The sequence below is a fragment of the Micromonospora sp. WMMA1976 genome, from assembly GCF_027497335.1.
Lineage (GTDB): Bacteria > Actinomycetota > Actinomycetes > Mycobacteriales > Micromonosporaceae > Micromonospora > Micromonospora aurantiaca.
The window spans coordinates 4,981,397-5,002,407 of record NZ_CP114912.1 but is presented as its reverse complement, the minus strand read 5'-3'; the positions used below and the strand labels follow the sequence as shown (position 1 = coordinate 5,002,407).

The 21,011-nt window shown below is 73.3% G+C and carries 16 protein-coding genes; 7 read left to right on the top strand and 9 right to left on the bottom strand.

Annotation, left to right across the window (positions count from 1 at the left end; genetic code table 11):
* Nucleotides 1-5: 5 nt before the first annotated feature.
* The 3 genes from O7546_RS22975 (at nucleotide 6) to O7546_RS22965 (ending at nucleotide 4,666) form a co-directional block, all read left to right on the top strand.
* Entirely contained in the window at nucleotides 6-1,040 is a 1,035-nt protein-coding gene (locus O7546_RS22975) for a lactonase family protein (RefSeq protein WP_194800653.1), read from the top strand.
* 177 nt (nucleotides 1,041-1,217) lie between these two features.
* Complete coding sequence (locus tag O7546_RS22970; protein WP_269697532.1) at nucleotides 1,218-2,972, top strand: substrate-binding domain-containing protein; 1,755 nt, start codon at nucleotides 1,218-1,220, stop codon at nucleotides 2,970-2,972.
* A 212-nt stretch (nucleotides 2,973-3,184) separates the two neighbouring features.
* The gene (locus tag O7546_RS22965) at nucleotides 3,185-4,666 is read left to right on the top strand and encodes a sugar transferase (RefSeq protein WP_135241737.1); all 1,482 of its coding nucleotides are present in this window, start codon (nucleotides 3,185-3,187) and stop codon (nucleotides 4,664-4,666) included.
* Between the two features lie 9 nt (nucleotides 4,667-4,675).
* Here O7546_RS22965 and O7546_RS22960 read toward each other — a convergent pair whose 3' ends face one another.
* Nucleotides 4,676-5,806 carry a PP2C family protein-serine/threonine phosphatase gene (locus O7546_RS22960; RefSeq protein ID WP_281600023.1) on the bottom strand — a complete coding sequence of 377 codons (1,131 nt, stop codon included), beginning with the start codon at nucleotides 5,804-5,806 and terminating at the stop codon, nucleotides 4,676-4,678.
* 95 nt (nucleotides 5,807-5,901) lie between these two features.
* Here O7546_RS22960 and O7546_RS22955 point away from each other — a divergent pair, with 95 nt between their 5' ends.
* Nucleotides 5,902-6,417 carry a MarR family transcriptional regulator gene (locus tag O7546_RS22955; protein ID WP_194800656.1) on the top strand — a complete coding sequence of 172 codons (516 nt, stop codon included), beginning with the start codon at nucleotides 5,902-5,904 and terminating at the stop codon, nucleotides 6,415-6,417.
* Between the two features lies 1 nt (nucleotide 6,418).
* Here O7546_RS22955 and O7546_RS22950 read toward each other — a convergent pair whose 3' ends face one another.
* The 3 genes from O7546_RS22950 to O7546_RS22940 all read right to left on the bottom strand — a co-directional run bounded on the left by O7546_RS22950 (nucleotide 6,419) and on the right by O7546_RS22940 (nucleotide 10,527).
* Entirely contained in the window at nucleotides 6,419-7,456 is a 1,038-nt protein-coding gene (locus tag O7546_RS22950; protein ID WP_194800657.1) for a cobalamin-dependent protein, read from the bottom strand.
* Nucleotides 7,453-9,120, bottom strand: a complete 1,668-nt coding sequence (locus O7546_RS22945; protein ID WP_281600022.1) for a PP2C family protein-serine/threonine phosphatase — start codon at nucleotides 9,118-9,120, stop codon at nucleotides 7,453-7,455. Before O7546_RS22945 ends, O7546_RS22950 begins: the two co-directional genes overlap by 4 nt.
* Nucleotides 9,121-9,267: 147 nt before the next feature.
* Nucleotides 9,268-10,527: an ROK family protein gene (locus O7546_RS22940; RefSeq protein WP_194800658.1), complete on the bottom strand. Its 1,260-nt coding sequence runs from the start codon at nucleotides 10,525-10,527 to the stop codon at nucleotides 9,268-9,270.
* A 53-nt stretch (nucleotides 10,528-10,580) separates the two neighbouring features.
* Here O7546_RS22940 and xylA point away from each other — a divergent pair, with 53 nt between their 5' ends.
* Genes xylA through O7546_RS22925 form a run of 3 tightly spaced genes read left to right on the top strand, consistent with a single transcriptional unit; the run spans nucleotide 10,581 to nucleotide 14,694 of the window.
* Nucleotides 10,581-11,768, top strand: a complete 1,188-nt coding sequence (gene xylA, locus O7546_RS22935) for a xylose isomerase (protein ID WP_194800659.1) — start codon at nucleotides 10,581-10,583, stop codon at nucleotides 11,766-11,768.
* A gap of 11 nt (nucleotides 11,769-11,779) precedes the next feature.
* Nucleotides 11,780-13,201 (top strand): xylulokinase, encoded by a 1,422-nt coding sequence (gene xylB, locus O7546_RS22930; protein WP_194800660.1) that lies wholly within the window; start codon nucleotides 11,780-11,782, stop codon nucleotides 13,199-13,201.
* Nucleotides 13,202-13,257: 56 nt separating this feature from the next.
* Complete coding sequence (locus O7546_RS22925) at nucleotides 13,258-14,694, top strand: MFS transporter (RefSeq protein WP_194800661.1); 1,437 nt, start codon at nucleotides 13,258-13,260, stop codon at nucleotides 14,692-14,694.
* Between the two features lie 21 nt (nucleotides 14,695-14,715).
* Here the strand turns inward: O7546_RS22925 and O7546_RS22920 are convergent, their stop codons facing one another.
* The 5 genes from O7546_RS22920 to O7546_RS22900 form a co-directional block, all read right to left on the bottom strand.
* Nucleotides 14,716-16,359 (bottom strand): alpha-amylase family glycosyl hydrolase, encoded by a 1,644-nt coding sequence (locus O7546_RS22920; protein WP_194800734.1) that lies wholly within the window; start codon nucleotides 16,357-16,359, stop codon nucleotides 14,716-14,718.
* Between the two features lie 41 nt (nucleotides 16,360-16,400).
* Nucleotides 16,401-17,471, bottom strand: a complete 1,071-nt coding sequence (locus O7546_RS22915) for a LacI family DNA-binding transcriptional regulator (protein WP_194800662.1) — start codon at nucleotides 17,469-17,471, stop codon at nucleotides 16,401-16,403.
* A gap of 61 nt (nucleotides 17,472-17,532) precedes the next feature.
* Complete coding sequence (locus O7546_RS22910) at nucleotides 17,533-18,492, bottom strand: carbohydrate ABC transporter permease (protein WP_194800663.1); 960 nt, start codon at nucleotides 18,490-18,492, stop codon at nucleotides 17,533-17,535.
* 1 nt (nucleotide 18,493) lies between these two features.
* A complete protein-coding gene (locus tag O7546_RS22905; RefSeq protein WP_194800664.1) occupies nucleotides 18,494-19,540 on the bottom strand; it encodes a sugar ABC transporter permease in 1,047 nt (348 codons plus the stop codon).
* Nucleotides 19,541-19,611: 71 nt separating this feature from the next.
* The gene (locus O7546_RS22900) at nucleotides 19,612-20,952 is read right to left on the bottom strand and encodes an ABC transporter substrate-binding protein (protein WP_194800665.1); all 1,341 of its coding nucleotides are present in this window, start codon (nucleotides 20,950-20,952) and stop codon (nucleotides 19,612-19,614) included.
* Between the last annotated feature and the right edge of the window lie 59 nt (nucleotides 20,953-21,011).

The following is a 21,011-nucleotide window of genomic DNA, read 5'->3' as shown; positions in this document are numbered from 1 at the left end:
GTGCGGTGACCGGGCAGGACGAGATCGTCCACATCGGCGGCTACACGGCGGAGACGGGCGGGCGGGCCGAGGGCGTCGTGGCGGCCCGGCGGGACCGGGCGACCGGGGAACTGACCCCGCTGGGCGTCGTGGCGGTCACCCCGTCGCCGTCGTTCCTGGTGCGGCATCCGGCGCTGCCGGTGCTGTACGCGTGCAACGAGCTGCCCGACGGTCAGGTGAGCGCGTTCCGGGTGGCCCCGGACGGCGACCTCGCACCGCTGGGCGTCCGCGAGACCGGCGGCGCGGAGCCGTGCCACGTGTCCGTCGCCCCGGACGGGCGGCACCTGTTCGTGGCGAACTACGGCGGCGGCAGCGTGGCGGTGTTCGGCCTGGACGCCGACGGCGTGCCGGGGGAGCGCGCCGACCTGGTCCGGCACTCCGGCCAGGGAGCCGACCCGCAGCGGCAGGAGCACGCGCACTGCCACATGGTCTCGCCCGACCCGGCCGGCGGCGGGCTGCTCGCCGTCGACCTGGGCACCGACTCGGTCTACCGGTACGACGTCGACGACGCCACCGGCCGGCTGGCCGAGCGGGAGCCGAGGCTGCGGACGGCGCCCGGAACCGGTCCCCGGCACCTGGCCCGGCACCCGGACGGGCGGCGCTGCTGGCTGGTCGGCGAGCTGGACGCCACCGTCACCGCGTACGAGCTGACGCCGGACGGGCCGCGGCAGCGGACGCGTGTCGACGCCAGCGGCCGGACCGGGCACGTCCAGCCCTCCGAGGTGACTGTCGGACCGGGCGGGCGTTTCCTCTACGTGGGCAACCGCGGCGTGGGCACGATCGCTGTCTTCGCGCTCGACGGCCCGGCGCCGGAGCTGGTGGCCGAGGTCGACACCGGCGGCGAGTGGCCGCGGCACTTCGCGTTCGCCGGGGAGCACCTGTACGTGGCCGACGAGCGGGCCGACATGATCAGGATCTTCCGGGTCGATCCGGACGGCGGGGTGCCGGAGCCGGTGGGGGAACCGGTGCCGATGGCGAGCCCGACGTGCGTCCGGCCGTGACCGGACGGTCACCAAGTGAAAGTCCGAAGTGGATTGACATCACCATAAATGACTGACTGGTAACTTAGCGTATGGGTTAGCTGATCAACTGTTTCTGCTGCGTAACTTTCGTCCGAACGGTTGTGGTGGTAACCCCACGAGGTACGCAAGATGGTCACCGTGTCTGGCCGCCATCGCATGCGTTCTCACCTCCGCGGAGCAGGTGCCGCCGCCGTGGCGGCCGCCCTGGTCGCCGTCGTAGCCGGCTCCTGGTTCGGTTACCAGCAGCTGGCCGGCCCGAACTGTTCGGGCCGCGTCGAGCTGTCGGTGGCGACCGCCCCGGAGATCGCCCCCGCGGTGCGCGCCGCCGCCGACCAGTGGGTCTCCGACGGCGCCGCGGTGGGCGGAACCTGCATCGCGGTCAACGTCTCCTCGGCCGAGCCGGTCGAGGTGGCCGCCGCGGTGGCGAGCAAGCACGGTGCCACGCTCGCCGGCGTCGGGCAGGCCAGCGGCACCGCCGTCACCCCCGACGTCTGGGTGCCGGACTCCTCGACCTGGCTGGTCCGGCTCAAGAGCGGCGGGGCCAGCGCGTTCGCGCCGACCAACGGCGCGTCCATCGCACGCAGCCCGGTCGTGGTGGCGCTGCCCGAGCCGGTGGCCTCCCGCATAGGGTGGCCGGACAAGGAACTCCGCTGGTCCGACCTGCTCACCCAGGTCACCGCCAGCAAGCCGCTGCGGGCCGGGATCGTCGAGCCGACCCAGGACGCGGCCGGCCTGTCCGGCCTGCTGTCGCTGACCGCCGCGGCCAGTTCCGCCGGCGAGTCCGGCTCGCCGAAGGCACAGGAGGCGATGGTCGGCGCGCTGCGGGCCCTTGCCACCAACCGGTCCTCGCTGCGGCAGGACCTCCTCGCGCGGTTCCCGCGCTCCTCCGACCCGACGGCGATCGCCAACGGGCTGGGGGCGGCGGCGCTGTCCGAGGAGGACGTGATCGCCTACAACAGCACCAAGCCGCCGATCCGGCTCGCCGCGCTGTACCTGCAGCCGCCGCCGATCTCGCTGGACTACCCGTTCGCGGTGCTGCCCGGCATCGAGCCGGCCAAGGCGTCCGCCGCCAAGGTGCTCTTCGAGGTGCTGCGTACGCCGGGCTTCAAGGACCGGCTCGCCGCGCAGGCGCTGCGCGCGCCGGACGGCAACTGGGGCCGGGGTTTCCAGGCGCCGACCGGCGCGCCGAGCCCGGCCAACGGCGGCGAGCGTCAGGTGCCGCCGTCGGGCCAGGGCGGCGCGGCCGACCTCGACCCCGGTGCCATCTCGACCGCCACCACCACCTGGTCGGTGGCCACCCAGTCCGGCCGGATGCTCTGCGTCATCGACGTCTCCGGCTCGATGAAGAAGCCGGTCGCGACCGCCAACGGCGCCAGCCGGGAGCAGGTCACGGTGGCCGCCGCGAGCCAGGGCCTCGGGCTGTTCGACGACTCCTGGTCGATCGGCCTCTGGACGTTCTCCACCAACCTGCAGGGCTCACAGGACTGGAGCGAGCTGGTCGGAATAAAGCCTCTGTCCAGCAACCGGGGCGCCCTCCAGCGCGGCCTGGCCTCGATCAAGCCCTCCAGCGGCGACACCGGCCTGTACGACACGATGCTCGCGGCGTACAAGAAGGTGCAGCAGGACTGGGAGCCGGGCAAGGTCAACTCGATCGTGCTGTTCACCGACGGCAAGAACGAGGACGACAACGGCATCTCGCAGAAGGAACTGCTGGACCAGCTGAAGAAGCTGAAGGACGACGAGCAGCCGGTCCAGGTCGTCATCATCGGCATCGGCACCGAGGTGAACCGGGCCGAGCTGGAGTCGATCACCAAGGTCACCGGCGGCGGCGCGTTCGTCACCACCGACCCCAGCAAGATCGGCGAGATCTTCCTCCGGGCGATCGCGCTGCGGCCGCCCGCTCCCCGCTGACCTGAAGCTCAGCGCTAGTCTTCCGCCGTACCGGAAATCCGGTACGGCGGAAGGCTTCCCGGGTCAAGACACGGGATGAGAACTGACGGTAATGCGTCCGAATCAATCGGTAACCATAATTGTCCAGGCATGATGACCGGGTGCCTCGACCGTGGGCTCCACACCGGAGCCGGGCGGGGACGGGGCGGTCCTGAGCGAAGTGGGGAGGGCCGGTGACCTCGGCGACGCTGTTGACCCCTGCCACGTCGTCGCGACCCGGTGGTGAACGCCCGGGCAAGACGACGCGAGCGGCGGAGCGGGCCTACATCCGGGTCCTGGTGGTGCTGGACACCGCCGTGCTCGCGGTGGCCATCCTGGTCGGTTACCTGGCTCGGTTCGGCGACGAGGAACCGACCGGCTCCGAGATCCCGTACGTGGTGGTCGCCCCGGCGCTGCTGCTGGTCTGGCTCGTCTCGCTCAAGGCGATGCGGTGCTACGACGACCAGGTGCTCGGCTACGGCGCCGACGAGTACCGGCGGGTCAGCGCGGCCAGCATGCGACTCGCCGGCGGCATCGCCATCGCCGGGTACATCGCCGACGTCGGCGTCTCCCGGGGCTTCCTGGCCATCTCCTTCGCGGTCGGCACGATCGGCCTGGAGGTGGCGCGGTTCGCGGCCCGCAAGCGGCTGCACCGGGCCCGCGACCGGGGCGCCGGCTGGTCCCGCAAGGTGCTCGTGGTGGGCGACACCGCACACGTGCTGGAGCTGGTGCACACGCTGCGCCGGGAACCGTACGCCGGCTACCAGGTGGTCGGCGCGTGCATCCCGGACGCGCTGCTCGCCCCGGTGCCGCAACGCCTGGGCGACGTGCCCGTGGTCGGCAGCTTCCGCGGCATCCCGGAGGCGGCCACCGCGATCGGCGCCGACACCGTGGCGGTCACCGCCTCCGGCGAGCTGACCGCGACGCGGCTGCGCCGCCTCGGCTGGCAGCTGGAGGGCACCGGCGTCGACCTGGTGGTGGCGCCGGCGCTCACCGACGTGGCCGGCCCCCGCATCCACACCCGCCCGGTCGCCGGCCTGCCGCTGATCCACGTCGAGGCACCCGAGTTCCGCGGCGCCCGCAAGCTGGTAAAGGGCTTCGTCGACAGGTCGATCTCGTCGATCGCGCTGCTCGTGCTGGCGCCGCTGCTGATCGTGATCGCGCTCGCCATCAAGATCGACAGCCGTGGTCCGGTGCTGTTCCGGCAGACCCGCGTCGGCCAGGGCGGCGAGGAGTTCGGCGTCTTCAAGTTCCGCACCATGGTGGTGAACGCCGACGCCCTGCTCGCCGAGCTTGCCGCGCGCAACGAGACCGACGGCCTGATGTTCAAGATGCGCGACGACCCGCGCGTCACCCGGGTCGGCCGGCTGCTGCGCAAGTGGTCGCTGGACGAGCTGCCCCAGCTCGCAAACGTCCTGCTCGGCCAGATGAGCCTGGTCGGCCCGCGCCCGCCGCTGCCGTCCGAGGTGGCCCGCTACGACGGCGACGTGGCACGCCGGCTGCTGGTCAAGCCCGGCATGACCGGCCTCTGGCAGGTCAGCGGCCGGTCGGATCTGAGCTGGGAGGACGGCATCCGGCTCGACCTGTACTACGTGGAGAACTGGTCCCTGGCCGCCGACCTGACCATCCTGTGGAAGACGTTCGGCGCGGTGGTCAACAGCCGCGGCGCGTACTGACCGGGCGGGTCAGGGCTGCGGCCCCAGCCAGTCCAGGCAGACCACCACGGCGTCGTCGACCAGGTCACCGGCGACGAACGCCCGCAGGTCGCCGATCAGCGACCGGACCGCGTCCAGCGGCTCCATCGGGCCGGTCCGGCGCAGGAACCGGTCCAGCGCCACCTCGCCGTAGCGCACCTGCTCGGTGGTGGCGTCGATCACGCCGTCGCTGACCACGAAGAGCCGGTCCTCGCGCTCCAGCCGGAACCGCTGCGGGCGGTAGTCGGTGCCCTCGAACATGCCGAGCGGGAACTGCTTCTCCAGCTCCTGCTCGGTCACCGCGCCGTTGCGCAGCCGCAGCAGCCGCGGCGAACCGGCGTCCACCACTGTCATCTCGCCGGAGGCCAGGTCCAGCTCGATCAGGAGCACCGAGACGTGCTGTTCGCCCCGGTGCTGGGCGTAGATGGCCTGGTCGGCCAGCGCGGCCTGGTCGGCCAGGTCCAGCCCGGCCCGGCGCGCGTTACGCAGCGCGTACGTGGCCAGCGAGGCGAGCAGCGCCGCCGCCACCCCCTCGCCGTAGCCGTTCAGCACCGCCAGCCAGAGCCGGTGCCCGTCGTCGGACCAGTCGAAGCTGTCCCCGCGCACCGCGTACGCCGGCTCCAGCTGCCCGGCCAGGCTGAACGACGGCCGGATCCGGCTGCGCCCGGGCAGCAGCTCCCACTGCATCTCGGCGGCCAGCGTGAGCCGCCGGCTGCGCCGGGCGGTCCGGTAGATGTCGGTGGTCGCCATGACCGCGCTCAGTTCGTGCCCGAGCACCGTGGCGATGGTGTCCAGCTCCCGGCGGGCGTCCGGGTCGGCGGGCACCGGCGAGACCTTCAGCACGCCCCGGCGTTCGCCGCGCATGCCCACCGGGAACCAGCCGACGCCGTCGGCGATCACCGGCTCCTGGTGGTCGAAGGCGCGCCAGGCCGGGTGGCCGGGCCCGGTGACCGACGGCCCGTCGTCCAGCGGCAGCAGCTCGGCGAGCCGGTAGTCGACCTGGTAGAGCTCGGTGTGGGTGACGCCGTACGTGCGCGCGAGCTCGGCGGCGAGCCGGTCCACGATGAGATCCGTCGGCGCCTCGGTCAGGACCCGGCGAGCGCGGCCCTCCGCTCCGCTCATCTTTGCTCCTTTGCACAGGTCGCCGGGCAGATCCGGGGAGTAGTCTCGGCCCCACCATGACCGAAGAGCGCAGTACCCGGGAACCTGTAACGAGTATGTCCGCCGCCCTGGACGAGGCGGCAGGCACCTTGCTCGCCGTCTGGGAGGCGGCCCGGGAGCGCACCACCAGCCGGCTGTCGAGTGCCCAACTACGCGCGATCATGGTCGTCGAGCAGTATGACGGCATCAACCTCCGCCGTCTCGCCACGCTCACCGACATGTTGCTCTCCTCCGCCAGCCGGCTGTGCGACCGGCTGGTCGCGGCCGGGATGCTGGAGCGCGAGCCGGGCCGCTACGACCGGCGGGAGATCTCGCTGCACCTCACGCCCGCCGCCCTCCGGCTCCTCGCCGAGCTGCGTGCCGACCGGCGGCACCGGCTGGAGCGGATCCTGGCCGGGATGAGCCCGGAGGGCCGGGCCGCGCTGGTACGCGGCATGCGCGAGTTCGACGAGGTGGGCCGGCGCGGGGAGGCCACCGTGGCGGAGGGCTGGCCGATGCTGCAACCCTCCGGGGAACGGATCGGCGACCCGGCCCGGCCGTCCGGCGAAACTCCGGTGGCCCGTACCGCCTGACTCAGCCGGCGTGGCCTGGATCGTCCGGCACCGCTTCGCGGGCGGCCCGCAGCCGTGCCACCACCCGGGGATGCTCGGTCAGCGCCCGTTCCAGCGTGTCGAGCACCCGGTCCAGCAGGGCCCGGCCGCCGCGGGAGGTCAGCGCCTCCTCCTGCCATCCGACGAAGTCACGCAGCAGCCGGTCGTCGTCCACCCGCACGGCCGCGATCAGCGCGTCCACCAGGTGCGCGATACCGGCGGCGACATCCTCGGCGTTCTCCGGCGGCGGGTCCACCGCGGCGAGCGCGAGCCGCACCAGCTCACGTCGCCGGTGCAGCACCGCCACGTACGCGTCGTCGGGCGGGGGCGGCGGCGCGCCGGTGTGCTCGGTAGACAGCGGCCGCTCCAGCAGCTCCACCGCGTCCCGGGCGCTGGCGCCCCAGCCCGCCGCGCCGATCGCGGTGGCCCACCGGCCGTCCGGGCCGAAGCCGGGACCACCGGCGAGCACCGGCACCCCGGCCGCCCGGCTGGCCTCCACCATCCGCGCCGCCCGGACCAGCCGGTTCGGCTGCACGCAGCTCAGCAGCACCGCGTCCGGACCGGTCTGGTGCAGGTAGGAGACCAGGTGCCGGGCCGGCACGCTGGCGCCGAGGAACGTCACCCGCCAGCCGGCCGCCCGGACCACCTCGGTGACGATGCGGGCGGCAAGCGCGTGCCACTCGCCCTCCACGCACGCCATCACCACGTGCCCGCGTCGCGGTGGGCCGACCGTCGCGCCCAGCGCGTCCACCACCTGCTCGCTGACGTGGGTGGCGGCGTGCTCCTGGGCGATGCTCCACGAGCCGGTGAGCCAGCGCCGGCCGACCTCCCGCTGCGCCACCGCGACCAGGTCGACCAGGACGTCCGCGACCGAGAACCCGTCCGCGAGCAGGCTGAGCGCCAGCGTGACCGCGCCGGCCCGGTCGGCGGCGTCCAGGTGATCGAGGTACGCGACGAGCGTGTCCGGCCCGATCCGGCGCCCGGCCGCGGGGGTGGGGCGGTCCGGCGGCGGCGGTGTCACCCGGCCGCCACGGCGAGCATGGCGATGTCGTCGTGGGGCTGCCCGTCCAGCCACTCGTCGACGAGCTGGAGCACCCGCTCGACGAGCGCGGCGGGCGGAAGCCCGGTGCCGGTGGCGAGCGCCTGACGCAGCCGGGCGTCGCCGAACATGGCCGGCTCGGTGGGGCCGCCGCGGGCCTCGGTCACCCCGTCGGTGTACGCCAGCAGCAGGTCACCCGGCGCCAGCCGTACCTCGGTGCCGGTGAACCGGGCGTCGGTGAGCGCGCCCACCGGCATGCCGCCCACCCGGACCGTCTCCACCTCGCCGCCGGCGCGGACGACGAGCGGTGACGGGTGCCCGCCACCGGCGAGCCGTACCAGCAGCCCGCCGTCCGGCTCGCGGCGCAGCGCGCCCAGCAGGAGTGTGGTGAACTGGGCCCGGCGGGCCGCGTCGGGGGCGTCCAGCAGCGCCCGGTTGAGCAGCTCCAGCAGCTCCCGGGGGCGCTGCTCGACCAGGCGCAGGGTCTGCAGCGACTGGCGGACCCGGCCGGTCAGCACTGCCGCGCCGACACCCTTGCCGCAGACGTCACCGAGCGCGAACAGGCCGCCGTCGCCGGTGGGGAACAGGTCGTAGAAGTCGCCTCCGATGCGCAGGCTGTCCCCGGCGGCGCGATAACCGCCGGCCAGCGTCATCCCGCGCAGGCGCGGCAGCTCCGGCGGGAGCAGGCTGTTCTGCAGCACCCGGGCCAGGTGGGCCTGCTCGCCGTACAGCTCGGCGGCGGCCAGCGCGGCGCCGGCCCGCCCGGCGAACTCCCGGGCCAGGCCGATCTCCCGCCTGTCGAAACCGGGCCGCTCCGGGCGCCGGGCCAGCACCAGCGCGCCGGCCGGCCCACCGGCGCTCGGCATCGGGCTGATCAACACGGTGCCCGGACGGCCGAACCCGGCGGGCAGCACCTCGGCCAGGTCGGCCAGCTCGGCGTCCAGCCAGGGACTCGGTTCGGTGAGGTCGCCGTCGAGCGCCTCGACCAGGCCGGGTACGGACTCCACAGTCGGCCAGCCGGCCAGGCCGGTGACCGGGCCGGAATCGCCGGTGGCGTACCGGATCCAGTGCGGCTGGTCCTCGGCGGGCGGCGGCGGGCGGTGCACCACCACCGCGACGTCGGCCAGGTAGGGCACCGGCAGCGTCACCGCGGTACGCAGCGTCTGCTCGCGGTGCAGGGACAGCCCGAGCCGGCTGCCCGCCTCGGCGAGGAACGCGGTGCGCGACCGTTCGGCCAGCAGTGCGTCGGTACGCGCGTGTTCCTCGGTGACATCGCGGACGTACCAGGCGCTGCGGTCGTCGGCCAGGGGCCGCCGCACGCCGCGCAGCCGCCGGCCGTGGTGGTCGGTCTCGAACGCGTCCGATCCGGCGGTGGCCGCGTCGGCCAGCGCCGGCACCCGGCACGCGGCCAGGTCGACGCCGGGCGCCACCTCGGGGAGCAGGTCGGCGGCCATCGCGTTGACGAGCGTCACCACGCCCGCGTGGTCGACTGTCACGACCGCCTCGGCGAGCCCGTCGAGCAGTTCCCGGGCCAGATGGTCGTCAGCCGGTAGCGCGGCCTCGGCAATCCGCCGGGGCCGTCTCCGCGAAGCGTGTCCACCGCCGCTGACCGGCCCCGCGACACCGCCCCGGCGCGCGGCGGTCACCTCCGGTGGCCGGGCGCTTCGGTCGGTCGACCCGTGCGCATGCTGTCGGTGCACCCCTCACTCGGCGGACAGGTTGCCTGGCGGCAAGCGTACCGAGCGCAGGCACGGAATGCCCGTCGAGGATCATCCGGTCATCCGGTCATCCGGTCAGCCGGCCCGGGCCAGCCAGCCCACCGGCCGGTCGACGATCCGGCGGACCACCGAGCCGGCTCCGCCGACCGCGGCGGACTGCGCCCCGAGCACTGCCGGGCGCACCGTCACCGGTGCCCAGGCGGCGGTGAGCACCCGCCGCGAGACCTCCGCCTCCACCGTCGGCCGCAGCCAGGGCGCGAGCCGGGCGTATCCGCCCCCGAGCACCACGGTGTCCAGATCCAGCAGGTTCACCACGCCCGCCACCGCCACCCCGAGGGCGGTGCCGGCGTCGGTCAGGGCGGTCAGCGTGGCCGGGTCACCGGCCTCGGCCAGGTCGGCGAGCCGGGTGGCGGCGGTGTCAGCAGGCAGTTCCGCGCCGGGCAGCCCGGCGGCGGCGAGGATCGCCTCCTGGCCCGCGTACCGCTCCAGGCAGCCCTGGCCGCCGCAGCGGCACGGCCGCCCCTGCGGCTGCACCGGGAAGTGACCGATCTCTCCGCTCCAGCCGCGCGCGCCCCGGTAGAGCGCGCCGTCGAGCACGATCCCGGCGCCGATGCCGATCTCGCCGGTGACATGCAGGAAGCTGCGCGGGCCGGCCGGGCCCGCGTACAACTCGCCGAGGGCGGCCAGGTTGGCCTCGTTGTCGACCACCAGCGGCGGCACCCCGTCGACCGGCTCGGCCAGCGGGTGCCCGGCGAGCAGGGCCGGCACGTCCACGTCCCGCCAGCCGAGGTTCGGCGCGAGCCGGACCAGGCCGCCGTCGCCCACCAGGCCCGGCACGGCGAGCGCCGCGCCGGCCAGGGTCAGCCCGTCGCGTACGGCGGCGGCGCGCGCCTCGGCGGCCAGCGCGGCGAGCCGGGCGAGCGCGTCGGCGGGGGAGACCGGGCGCAGGTCGGCGCGGCGGACCAGGTGGTGCCGGACCGCGCCGGTCAGGTCGACCACGCAGGCCGCCAGGTAGTCGACGTTCACCTCGAGGCCGAGCCCGGCCGGGCCGTCGGAGGCGAGCACCAGGCCCCGGGCCGGGCGGCCCGCCCCGGTACGCGGCTCCGGCTCCGCCTCGGCGACCAGCCGGCCGGCGATCAGGTCGTCCACCACGGCGGAGACGGTGGCCCGGGTCAGGCCGGTGTCGGCGGCGATTCCGGCGCGCGAGGGCGGCCGGTCGGCGGCGGCGATCCGCCGCAGCACCACCGCGAGGTTCAACTCGCGCAGGCTGCCCTGCCGGACCGCCCCGGCGGTGCTGGTGCTTGTCACCTCTTGACACTGCCACATCGCCGCCATTTAATTCAACCGCTGAACAAATCGCGGACGACACCACCACCTGGAGGTCTGCCATGGCACCCCGCCCCACCCCCGCGGACAAGTTCTCCTTCGGTCTCTGGACGGTGGGCTGGCCGGCCCGTGACCCGTTCGGCGACGCCACCCGCCCGGAGCTGGACGCCGTCGAGGCGGTGCACCGGCTCGCCGAGCTGGGCGCGTACGGCATCACCTTCCACGACGACGACCTGGTCCCGTTCGGCGCGGACGCCGCCACCCGCGACGCCCGGCTGAGCCGCTTCCGCAAGGCCCTCGACGAGACCGGCCTGGTCGTGCCGATGGTCACCACCAACCTGTTCAACCACCCGGTGTTCAAGGACGGCGGCTTCACCAGCAACGACCGCGACGTGCGCCGGTACGCGCTGCGCAAGGTGCTGCGCAACATCGACCTGGCCGCCGAGATGGGCGCCAAGACGTTCGTCATGTGGGGCGGCCGGGAGGGCGCCGAGTACGACGTCGCCAAGGACGTCCAGGCAGCGCTGGACCGCTACCGCGAAGCCGTCGACCTGCTCTGCGAGTACGTCGTCGACAACGGCTACGACCTGCGCTTCGCCCTGGAGCCCAAGCCGAACGAGCCGCGCGGCGACATCCTGCTGCCCACCGTCGGCCACGCGCTCGGCTTCATCTCCACCCTGGCCCGCCCGGAGATGGTCGGGCTCAACCCGGAGGTCGGGCACGAGCAGATGGCCGGGCTGAACTTCGCCCACGGCATCGCCCAGGCGCTCTGGCAGGGCAAGCTGTTCCACATCGACCTCAACGGCCAGCGCGGCATCAAGTACGACCAGGACCTGGTCTTCGGCCACGGCGACCTGCTCAACGCGTTCGCCCTGGTCGACCTGCTGGAGCACGGCGGCCCGAACGGCGGCCCGGCCTACGACGGCCCGCGCCACTTCGACTACAAGCCGTCCCGCACCGAGGACATGACCGGCGTGTGGGCCTCCGCCGAGGCGAACATGCGCACGTACCTGCTGCTCAAGGAGCGGGCCGCGGCGTTCCGCGCCGACCCGGAGGTGATCGAGGCGCTCGCCGCCGCCCGGGTGGCCGAGCTGGCCACCCCGACGCTCAACCCCGGTGAGGGCTACCGCGAGCTGCTGGCCGACCGGACCGCGTTCGAGGAGTTCGACCCGGAGGCCGCCGGGGCGAAGGGCTTCGGCTTCGTCCGGCTCAACCAGCTCGCCGTCGAGCACGTGCTCGGCGCGCGCTGAGGCGGGCCGCCATGCCGCTCGTCGCGGGGGTCGACTCGTCGACCCAGTCCTGCAAGGTGGTCGTCCGGGACGCGGAGACCGGCGCGCTGGTCCGGCAGGGCCGCGCGCCGCACCCGCCCGGCACCGAGGTCGACCCGTACGCCTGGTGGGAGGCCCTGCGGGCGGCGGTGACCGAGGCCGGCGGCCTGGCCGACGTGGCTGCCGTCTCGGTCGGCGGCCAGCAGCACGGCATGGTCTGCCTGGACGCCTCCGGTGAGGTGGTCCGGCCGGCGCTGCTGTGGAACGACACCCGGTCCGCCGACGCGGCCCGGGACCTGGTCGAGGAGGCCGGCGGCGGGGAGACCGGCCGCCGGTTCTGGGCCGAGGCGACCGGCGCGGTGCCGGTGGCGAGCTTCACCGCGACGAAGCTGCGGTGGCTGGCCCGGCACGAGCCGGACAACGCCGACCGGGTCGCCGCCGTCTGCCTGCCGCACGACTGGCTCACCTGGCGGCTCGCCGGTGCTCCCGGCCTGGACGCGCTGCGCACCGACCGGGGCGACGCCAGCGGCACCGGCTACTGGTCGCCGCGCACCGGCGAGTACCGGCTGGACCTGCTGGAACGGGCCTTCGGCCGGCGCGTGACGGTGCCTGTCGTGCTCGGCCCGGCCGAGGCGGCCGGGCACCTCGACCCGGCCGTGCTCGGCGACGGCGCGGCGTCCGGCCCGGTCCTGCTCGGGCCGGGCACCGGGGACAACGCCGCCGCGGCGTTCGGTGCCGGAGCCGGCCCGGGCGACGTGATCGTCTCGATCGGCACCTCCGGCACCGTGTTCGCGGTGGCGGACACGCCGGCCGCCGATCCCAGCGGCGCGGTGGCCGGATTCGCCGACGCCACCGGCCGGTTCCTGCCGCTCGTGTGCACGCTCAACGCGGCCCGGGTGCTGGACGCCGCCGCGACGCTGCTCGGCGTCGACCTCGACACGCTCGGCGAACTGGCCCTGTCCGCCCCGCCCGGCGCGGACGGGCTGGTGCTGGTGCCGTACCTGGAAGGGGAGCGGACACCGGACCGGCCGCACGCCACCGGCGAGCTGAAGGGCCTGACGCTGCGCACCTCGACCCCGGCGCACCTGGCCCGGGCCGCGGTGGAGGGCATGCTCTGCGGGCTGGCCGACGGCCTGGACGCGCTGATCGCGCAGGGCGCCCGCGCCGACCGGATCATCCTGGTCGGCGGCGGCGCCCGGTCCGCTGCGGTACGCCGGATCGCGCCGCAGGTCTTCGGCCGCCCGGTGGTGGTGCCGCCGCCCGGCGAGTACGTGGCGGACGGCGCGGCCCGGCAGGCCGCCTGGGTGGCGCTCGGTGGCGACACCCCGCCCGCCTGGTCCATCGGCGACACCGAGGAGTACACGGGCGAGGCGGTCCCCGCCATCCGCGAGCGCTACGCCGAGGCGCGGGGATGACGCCGGTACGGGGGGTCGTGCTGCGCAGGTGACCCGCACCTGATTTGCTGCCCGGCATGACGGGCACCAGGATCTCCCGGCGCGGGAACGCGGCACACCGGTTCTACAGCGTCGTGGTCTTCGTGGTGCTCGCCTCGCTGGACAACGTGGCGATCGGCCTGGTGCCCCCGCTGTACGGGCCGATCTCCGCCGCCCTCGACGTACCCCAGCGGATGCTCGGCCTGGTCACCGCCGTCAGCTTCCTGGTCAGCGCGGTGGCGGCGGTGGGCTGGGCGTACGTGGGGGACCGCACCAACCGCAAGCCGCTGCTCATGGTCGGCACGCTGCTGTGGGCCGCCGGCACCGCCGGCAGCGCGCTCGCCGGGGGGTACGCGACGTTCCTGATCGCGCAGTTCGTCGGCGCGGTCGGGCTCGGCGCGGTGGGCTCGGTCGGTTTCTCCGTGGTCACCGACCTGATCTCACCGCGCCGCCGCGGCCTGGTGATGAGCTTCTGGGGGCTGTCGCAGGGCGTCGGCACGCTGGCCGGAACGCTGCTCGGCGGCGTCCTCGGCGCGACCGACTGGCGGCGGCCGTTCCTGCTGCTGACCGGTGTGGGCCTGGCCGCCACAGTGGCGTACCTGTTCACCTACGACATCCGGCGCGGGCAGAGCGAACCGGAGCTGGCCGGGGCGATCGACGCCGGGAACGAGTACGACTACCGGATCAGCCGCGCCGACCTGCCCCGGATCCTGGCCCGCCGGACCAACCGCTGGCTGATCCTGCAGGGGCTGACCGCTCAGGCCGCGTTCGGCTCGCTGGTCTGGCTGCCGGTGCTGTTCAGTCAGCGGGCCGAGGCGCAGGGCTACTCACCGGCCACGGCCGTGGTGGTGGGCAGCGTCTTCGCCACCCTGTTCCAGCTCGGCGGCGTGCTGTCCATCGTGGGCGGACTGGTGGGCGACGCGCTGCAACGGCGTACGCCGAGTGGCCGGGCCGTGGTCGCGGCCGTCGGCATCCTCGCGGCGCTGCCGTTCTACCTGGTCCTGTTCTTCGTGCCGATCCGCATCGACGTGCCGGACGGCGCCGGCTCCGGCGCGGTGGTCACGGCCGTGCTGTCCAGCGTGCTGACCGAACCGTCGGTGGGGCTGAGCCTGCTCACCGCCGTGGTGGCGCTGGCGCTGACCTCGGCGAACTCGCCGAACTGGTTCGCCCTGATCGCCGACGTCAACCCGCCCGAGCACCGGGGCACCGTCTACAGCCTGGGCAACCTGGTCAACGGCGTCGGCCGGGCGGCGGGCAACGGGCTGGTCGGGGTGGCGTTCGCCGGGTTGCGGGCGGCGTTCCCGCCGCCGCTGAACTACGCGGTCGGGCTGGCCGCTTTCCAGCTCTTCTTCATCCCGACCGGGATCATGTACTGGCTCGCCGCCCGCACCTCACCCCGGGACATCGCGCAGGTGCACGACCTGCTGCACGCCCGCGCCGGTCGGCTGGAGAGCGAGGGCCCCGCCGGACGGTGACCGCCCGGCGGGGCCACTGCCTCAGCTGCGGAACCAGACCGTCACGTCGGTCGGCACGACGTCGCCGTCGAGCGGCGCGCTCGACACCAGCACCTGCGCGCCGGCCGGCAGCGGTGCCGGGTCGGCGCCGAAGTTGGTCAGCACGGTGAGGTCGCCGTTGGTGAACGTGAGCACCTCGTCGCCGGAGGACAGGAACCGCAGCGGCCCCCGGGCCAGCGCGTGCTCGCGGCGCAACCGCAGCGCGGTCCGGTACAGCTCGTACGTCGAGCCGGGAACGCCGCGCTGCCGGTCCAGTGCGTACTCGGCCCACACCGGCGGCTGGGGCAGCCAGCTCGCGTCGGTCGGCCCGAAGCCGTACGACGGGGCGTCGGCCTCCCACGGGATCGGCACCCGGCAGCCGTCCCGGCCGCGCTCGGTGTGCCCGCTGCGCTTCCAGGTCGGGTCCTGCCGGGCCTCGTCGGGCAGCGTGGTGTGCTCCGGCAGCCCCAGTTCCTCACCCTGGTAGAGGTAGGCGGAGCCGGGCAGCGCGAGCATCAGCAGGCTGGCCGCCCGGGCCCGGCGCAGGCCCAGCGCGGCGTCCGGCTGCGGGTCGTCCACGCCGACGCCGTTGGCCCGGCCGCCGCCGGTGCCGAGCCCGAGCCGGGAGGCGTGCCGGACCACGTCGTGGTTGGACAGCACCCAGGTGGTGGGCGCGCCGACGGAGTCGGTGGCCTCCAGCGAGCGGGTGATCACCGCGTACTGGGCCGGCGCGGTCCAGGCGGCCAGCAGGTACTCGAAGTTGAACGCCTGGTGCATCTCGTCCGGGCGCACGTACCGGGCCAGCCGCTCGGCCGGCTCCACCCACGCCTCGGCGACGAGGATCCGCTCACCGGGGTACGAGTCGAGCACCCGCCGCCACTCCCGGTAGATCTCGTGCACGCCGTCCTGGTCCCACATCGGCGGGCGCGGCTTGTCCACCTCGCTGCCGGAGAGGATCTCCTGCGGCTCCTGCCAGTCGGCCAGGTCGGCCTGCTTGATCAGGCCGTGCGCCACGTCCACCCGGAAGCCGTCGACGCCCCGGTCCAGCCAGAAACGCAGCACGTCGAGGAACTCCGCGCGCACCTCCGGGTTGTCCCAGTTGAGGTCGGGCTGGCCGGAGTCGAACAGGTGCAGGTACCACTGCCCGTCGGGCAGCCGGGTCCAGGCGGGGCCGCCGAACACGCTCACCCAGTCGTTCGGCGGCTCGGCGCCGTCCGGGCCCTTGCCGTCGCGGATGACGTAGCGCTGCCGCTCCGGGCTGCCCGGCGCGGCGGCCACGGCCGCGGTGAACCAGCGGTGCGCGGAGGAGGTGTGGTTGGGCACCAGGTCGACGATCACCCGCAGCCCGCGCGCCTTCGCCTCGGCGATCAGCTTGTCGGCGTCGGCGAGCGTGCCGAACAGCGGGTCGACGTCGCGGTAGTCGGACACGTCGTACCCGGCGTCTGCCTGCGGGGACGGGTAGAACGGGGACAGCCAGAGCGCGTCGACGCCCAGCTCGGCGAGGTGGTCGAGCCGGGACGTGATGCCCGGCAGGTCACCGATGCCGTCGCCGTCGGAGTCGGCGAACGAGCGCGGGTAGACCTGGTAGATCACCGCCTCGGTCCACCAGCCGGTGCCCGGGGTCTGCTGCGTCGCGTCGGTGTTCAGCGCCTTACTCCTGTCTGGGTGGTGCGGGACCAGCGAGTTCTTCAGTGTGCCCGGGGCGGCGCTGTCGATTCGCGCACCACCAGGCGAGTGGGCAGGATCACCGGCGACGGCGTACCGCCGTCGGTGTCGGGGCCGCGCGGGGCGGGCACCAGGCCGGGGTACGGCTCGGAGGCCCGTACGCCGAGCGGGTCGAGCAGGATGCGGGCGGCGAGCAGGCCCTGGTCGGCGGCGGGCTGGGCGATCGTGGAGAGCCCGAGCACACCGGCGAGGTCGTGGTCGTCGATGCCCATCACGCTCACGTCCTGCGGCACCCGCAGCCCGGCGTCGCGCAGCGCGGTGACCGCGCCCATCGCCATCTCGTCGCAGGCGGCGAAGATGGCTGTCGGCGGCTCGCCCCGGGCCAGCAGTTCCGCGGTGGCCCGGGTGCCGCCGTCGATGGTGAACCGCGACTCGACGTCGAGGCTCGGGTCGGGCCGCAGACCGGCGGCCCGCAGCGCCTCCTGGTAGCCGCGCCGCCGGTCCAGGTGGGTGGTGAAGGCCAGTTCGTCGTCCGGGTCGCCGGAGATGTGCGCGATCCGGGTGTGGCCGAGGTCGAGCAGGTGGCGGGTGGCGGTGCGGGCGGCGGCCACGTCGTCGATCCGGACGCAGGGCCACCCGGGCACCTCGCTGCCGGAGCTGATCGTCACGCCCGGCAGGTCCAGCTTCGTCAGCGCGTGCACGTCGGCGGCCCGCAGCGGGGTGGCGACCAGGATGATCGCGTCCACCCGCTTGTGCAGGCTCGCCGTGCGCAGCACGCGCTGCCGGGTCCGTTCCCGGCCACCGAGGTTGTAGAGCAGCAGGTCGTAGCCGCTGTCCTGGAGGAACTCCTCGACCGCCTCGACCACGGTGCCGAAGAACCATCTGGTGATCCGGGGCACCACCACCGCCACGGTGCCGGTCCGGCCGCCGGCCAGCCGGCTCGCGCTGGGCGACACCGCGTACTGGAGTTGTTCGGCGGCGGCGAGCACCCGGCGGCGGGTCGCGGCCGAGACCGTCGGCAGGCCCCGCAGCGCCCGCGAGACGGTGGCCGTGGAGACCCCGGCCAGCCGGGCGACGTCGTCAATCCTGGTCATCGTGATCTCCCCGCTGTGACCCGGACCCCGCCGCCGGCCGTGCCGGCGGCGGGGCACCGGATCAACCCTTGACGCTGCCGGCGAGCAGACCTCGCACGAAGAAGCGCTGAAGGGACAGGAACACGATCAGCGGTACGACGATCGACACGAACGCGCCGGCCGTCAGCCGCTGCCACTCGTTGCCCCGGGTACCGGCCAGTTCCGCGAGCCGGACGGTCATCGGGGCGGTCTCGTCGCCGCCACCGGCGAAGATCAGCGCGACCAGCAGGTCGTTCCAGACCCAGAGGAACTGGAAGATGCCGAACGCCGCCAGCGCGGGCATGATCAGCGGCAGCACGATGGTGCGGAAGATCTTCGGGTGGGTGGCGCCGTCGACCCGAGCCGCCTCCATCAGGTCGCCGGGCAGCTGCGAGATGAAGTTGTGCAGCAGGAACACGGCGAACGGAAGCGCGAAGCAGGTGTGCGCGAACCACACCTGGGCGAACTTCTGTTCGTCGACCAGGTCCCACGCGGGCATGATCTGCACGCCGGCGACTGTGACACCGGTGGAGAAGAACCGCAGCAGCGGCACCAGGGCCATCTGCAGCGGCACGATCTGGAGCGCGAAGATCCCGATGTAGACCCAGTCCCGCCCCTTGAAGTTCATCCACGCCAGCGCGTACGCGGCGAGCGACGCGAAGGCCAGGGGGAAGAGCACCGAGGGGATGGTGATCGCCAGCGAGTTGATGAAGTAGCTGGCCAGCTGCCCGGACGAGCCGCGGCTGAACAGCACCTCCTGGTAGTTCTCCAGCGTGATCTGCGGGTTGGTGAAGAACGTCCACCACCCGGTGGTCTTGATCTCGTTCTCCGGCCGGAGCGAGGAGATGAACAGGCCGAAGGTCGGGATCGTCCAGAGCATCGCGATGACGATCGACACGAGCGTGGCGGTACGGCTGTTCAGGCGCTTGCGCACCCGGGCGCCCCGGGTGGTCGGTCCGGTGGCCTGGGCGCCGACTCCGACGGTGGGCGTGGCGGTGGTCATCTCAGCCCTCCCGCTGCTTGCGCAGGTTGCGGATCTGGTAGATCACGATCGGGATCACCAGGACGAACAGGAACACCGCCAGCGCCGAGCCCTGACCGTTCTCCTGGTAGCGGAACGCCTGGTTGTACATCTCGGTCGCGATCACGTTCGTGTCGTAGTTGCCGTTGGTGGCGGTCCGGACGATGTCGAAGACCTTGAGCGTGGCGATGGAGATCGTCACCACCACGACGATCAGGGCCGGCCGGATGCTCGGAATGGTGATCCGCCAGAACATCTGCCACGGGGTGGTGCCGTCGAGCCGGGCCGCCTCGACGATGTCGGCCGGGATGGCCTTGATCGCCGCGGAGAGCACCACCATCGCGAAACCGGCCTGGATCCACACCATGATCGCGATGAGCAGGAACGTGTTCAGCGGCGAGTCCAGCAGCCACTGCTTCGGCTCGCCGCCGAGGCTCACCACGATCTGGTTGAGCAGGCCGATCTGGTCGCCCTCGCCCCGGTAGGCGTAGACGAACTTCCAGATGATGGAGGCGCCGACGAACGAGATCGCCATCGGCAGGAAGATCAGGGACTTGGCGACCGCCTCGAACCGGGCCTTGTCCACCAGGACCGCGTAGATCAGGCCGAACGCGGTGGCCACCAGCGGCACCAGGAGCACCCAGATCAGCGTGTTGATCAGGACCCGGACGATCGAGTCCTCGGCGAACATCCAGCGGTAGTTGTCCAGGCCCACCCAGTTGTTGCTGCCGGAGTCCATGAAGGAGAGCAGCGTGGTGCGGACGGCGGGGACCACCAGCCCGACGGCGAGCAGCAGCAGCGTCGGCAACAGGAAGAAGAACGCGAACGCGCCCTCGCCCCGCTTGCGCGGCCGGGCCAGCGGCGCGCCGCTGGCCGAGGCCGCGACGAGCTGCGCCTCCCGGCGCCGGGCGAAGTACGACGGCACCACGTCGAGGAGCAGGAGCAGCCCGCCCACCACCGCGACGAAGGCGATCAAGCCGTACATCAGCATGAGGAACTTCGGCTGCTCCGCCGCGAAGTCGAACTCCATCGACCCTCCTTCAAGGGTTCGGCTAGCAGAGGTGGCCCGGTCCGGAGAACCGGACCGGGCCACCTGCCAGATCACTTCCAGCTGCCCTCGATGTCGTTCAGGACGGCGGTGGTGTCCTTGCCGTTGATCCAGGCCACCATGCCCTTCCAGAAGGTGCCGGCGCCGACCGCGGCCGGCATCAGGTCCGAGCCGTCGAAGCGGAAGACCGTCTTCTCGTCCTGGAGGATGCCCACGGAGAGCTTGTCCACCGGGTTCGGGACGTTGTTCAGGTCCAGCTTCTTGTTCGCGGAGACCCAGTCACCGATCTTGGCGCGGCTGTTGGCGTACTCGCCGGAGGCCAGGTAGGTCTGCACCGCCTGGACCTCGGGACGGTCGGCGAAGGCCGCGACGAACTCGCCACCACCCAGAACCGGCTTGCCCTTCGACGGGTCGATGGCCGGGAAGTAGAACGCGAAGACGTCGCCGTCCTCGGCCACCTTGGTGCCCTCGGGCCACTGGTTGGCGTAGAAGGACGCCTGGCGGTGCAGCGCGCACTTGCCGGCGGTGATCGGCGTGCCGCCCTCCTGGAAGGAGGTGGTGGCGATGCTCTTCACGCCGCCGAAGCCGCCGTTGACGTACTTCTCGTTCTTCAGGATGGTGCCGGCCCGGTTGAGGGCGTCAGCCACCTGCGGGTCGTTGAACGGGATCTCGTGGGTGGTCCACTTGTCGTAGACCTCCGGGCCGCCGGTGCGCAGCAGCACGTCCTCGATCCAGTCGGTGGCCGGCCAGCCGGTGGCGTCACCGGACTCGATGCCCGCGCACCACGGCTTGGTGCCGCTCGCCGCGATCTGGTCGGAGAGCTTGATCATGTCGTCCCACGTGGTGGGGACCGTCCAGCCCTTCTCCTTGAAGGTCTTCGGCGAATACCACACGAAGGACTTCACGTTGGAGCCGAGCGGGGCGCCGTAGAGCTGGCCGTTGACGGTGCTGTACTTCAGCCAGTCGGCGGAGTAGTTCTGCTCGGCCATCGCCTTGGTGTCGGCGCCGACCGGCTTGAGCTTGCCCGAGTCGACGAACCGCTTCAGCAGACCCGGCTGCGGGATGAAGGCGAGGTCGGGGGCGTTGCCGCCGTCGACCCGCACCGGCAGCTGGGCCTCGAACTCGCCGGAGCCCTCGTGGTCGATCTCGATGCCGGTGCAGTCCTCGAACTGCTTCCAGGACTGCTGGAGGCGCTCGTCCTCGATGTCACGGATCGAGGAGTAGATGGTCACCTTCTTGCCGTCGTGACCCTCGTACTTCTCGTATGCGCCGCACTCGGCCGAGCCCGCGTTGCTGCTCTTCTTGTCGTTGCCGGTGCCGCAGGCGGCGACGCCGAGCGCCAGCCCCAGGACGCCGGCGACCGCGAGCGCCTGGCGCGATCTGGCAAACGCCATGCCGATCTCCTTCCTTGCCGGCGCGTGGGGGGATCGAACCCGCGCCGGTCCGATGGTCG

Coding starts and splice junctions, on each gene's coding strand:
- O7546_RS22970 (WP_269697532.1), top strand. CDS start 1,218: ATGCGTTCTCACCTCCGCGGAGCAGGTGCCGCCGCCGTGGCGGCCGCC.
- O7546_RS22960 (WP_281600023.1), bottom strand. CDS start 5,806: ATGAGCGGAGCGGAGGGCCGCGCTCGCCGGGTCCTGACCGAGGCGCCG.
- O7546_RS22955 (WP_194800656.1), top strand. CDS start 5,902: ATGTCCGCCGCCCTGGACGAGGCGGCAGGCACCTTGCTCGCCGTCTGG.
- O7546_RS22940 (WP_194800658.1), bottom strand. CDS start 10,527: ATGGCGGCGATGTGGCAGTGTCAAGAGGTGACAAGCACCAGCACCGCC.
- xylA (WP_194800659.1), top strand. CDS start 10,581: ATGGCACCCCGCCCCACCCCCGCGGACAAGTTCTCCTTCGGTCTCTGG.
- xylB (WP_194800660.1), top strand. CDS start 11,780: ATGCCGCTCGTCGCGGGGGTCGACTCGTCGACCCAGTCCTGCAAGGTG.
- O7546_RS22925 (WP_194800661.1), top strand. CDS start 13,258: ATGACGGGCACCAGGATCTCCCGGCGCGGGAACGCGGCACACCGGTTC.
- O7546_RS22915 (WP_194800662.1), bottom strand. CDS start 17,471: ATGACCAGGATTGACGACGTCGCCCGGCTGGCCGGGGTCTCCACGGCC.
- O7546_RS22910 (WP_194800663.1), bottom strand. CDS start 18,492: ATGACCACCGCCACGCCCACCGTCGGAGTCGGCGCCCAGGCCACCGGA.
- O7546_RS22905 (WP_194800664.1), bottom strand. CDS start 19,540: ATGGAGTTCGACTTCGCGGCGGAGCAGCCGAAGTTCCTCATGCTGATG.
- O7546_RS22900 (WP_194800665.1), bottom strand. CDS start 20,952: ATGGCGTTTGCCAGATCGCGCCAGGCGCTCGCGGTCGCCGGCGTCCTG.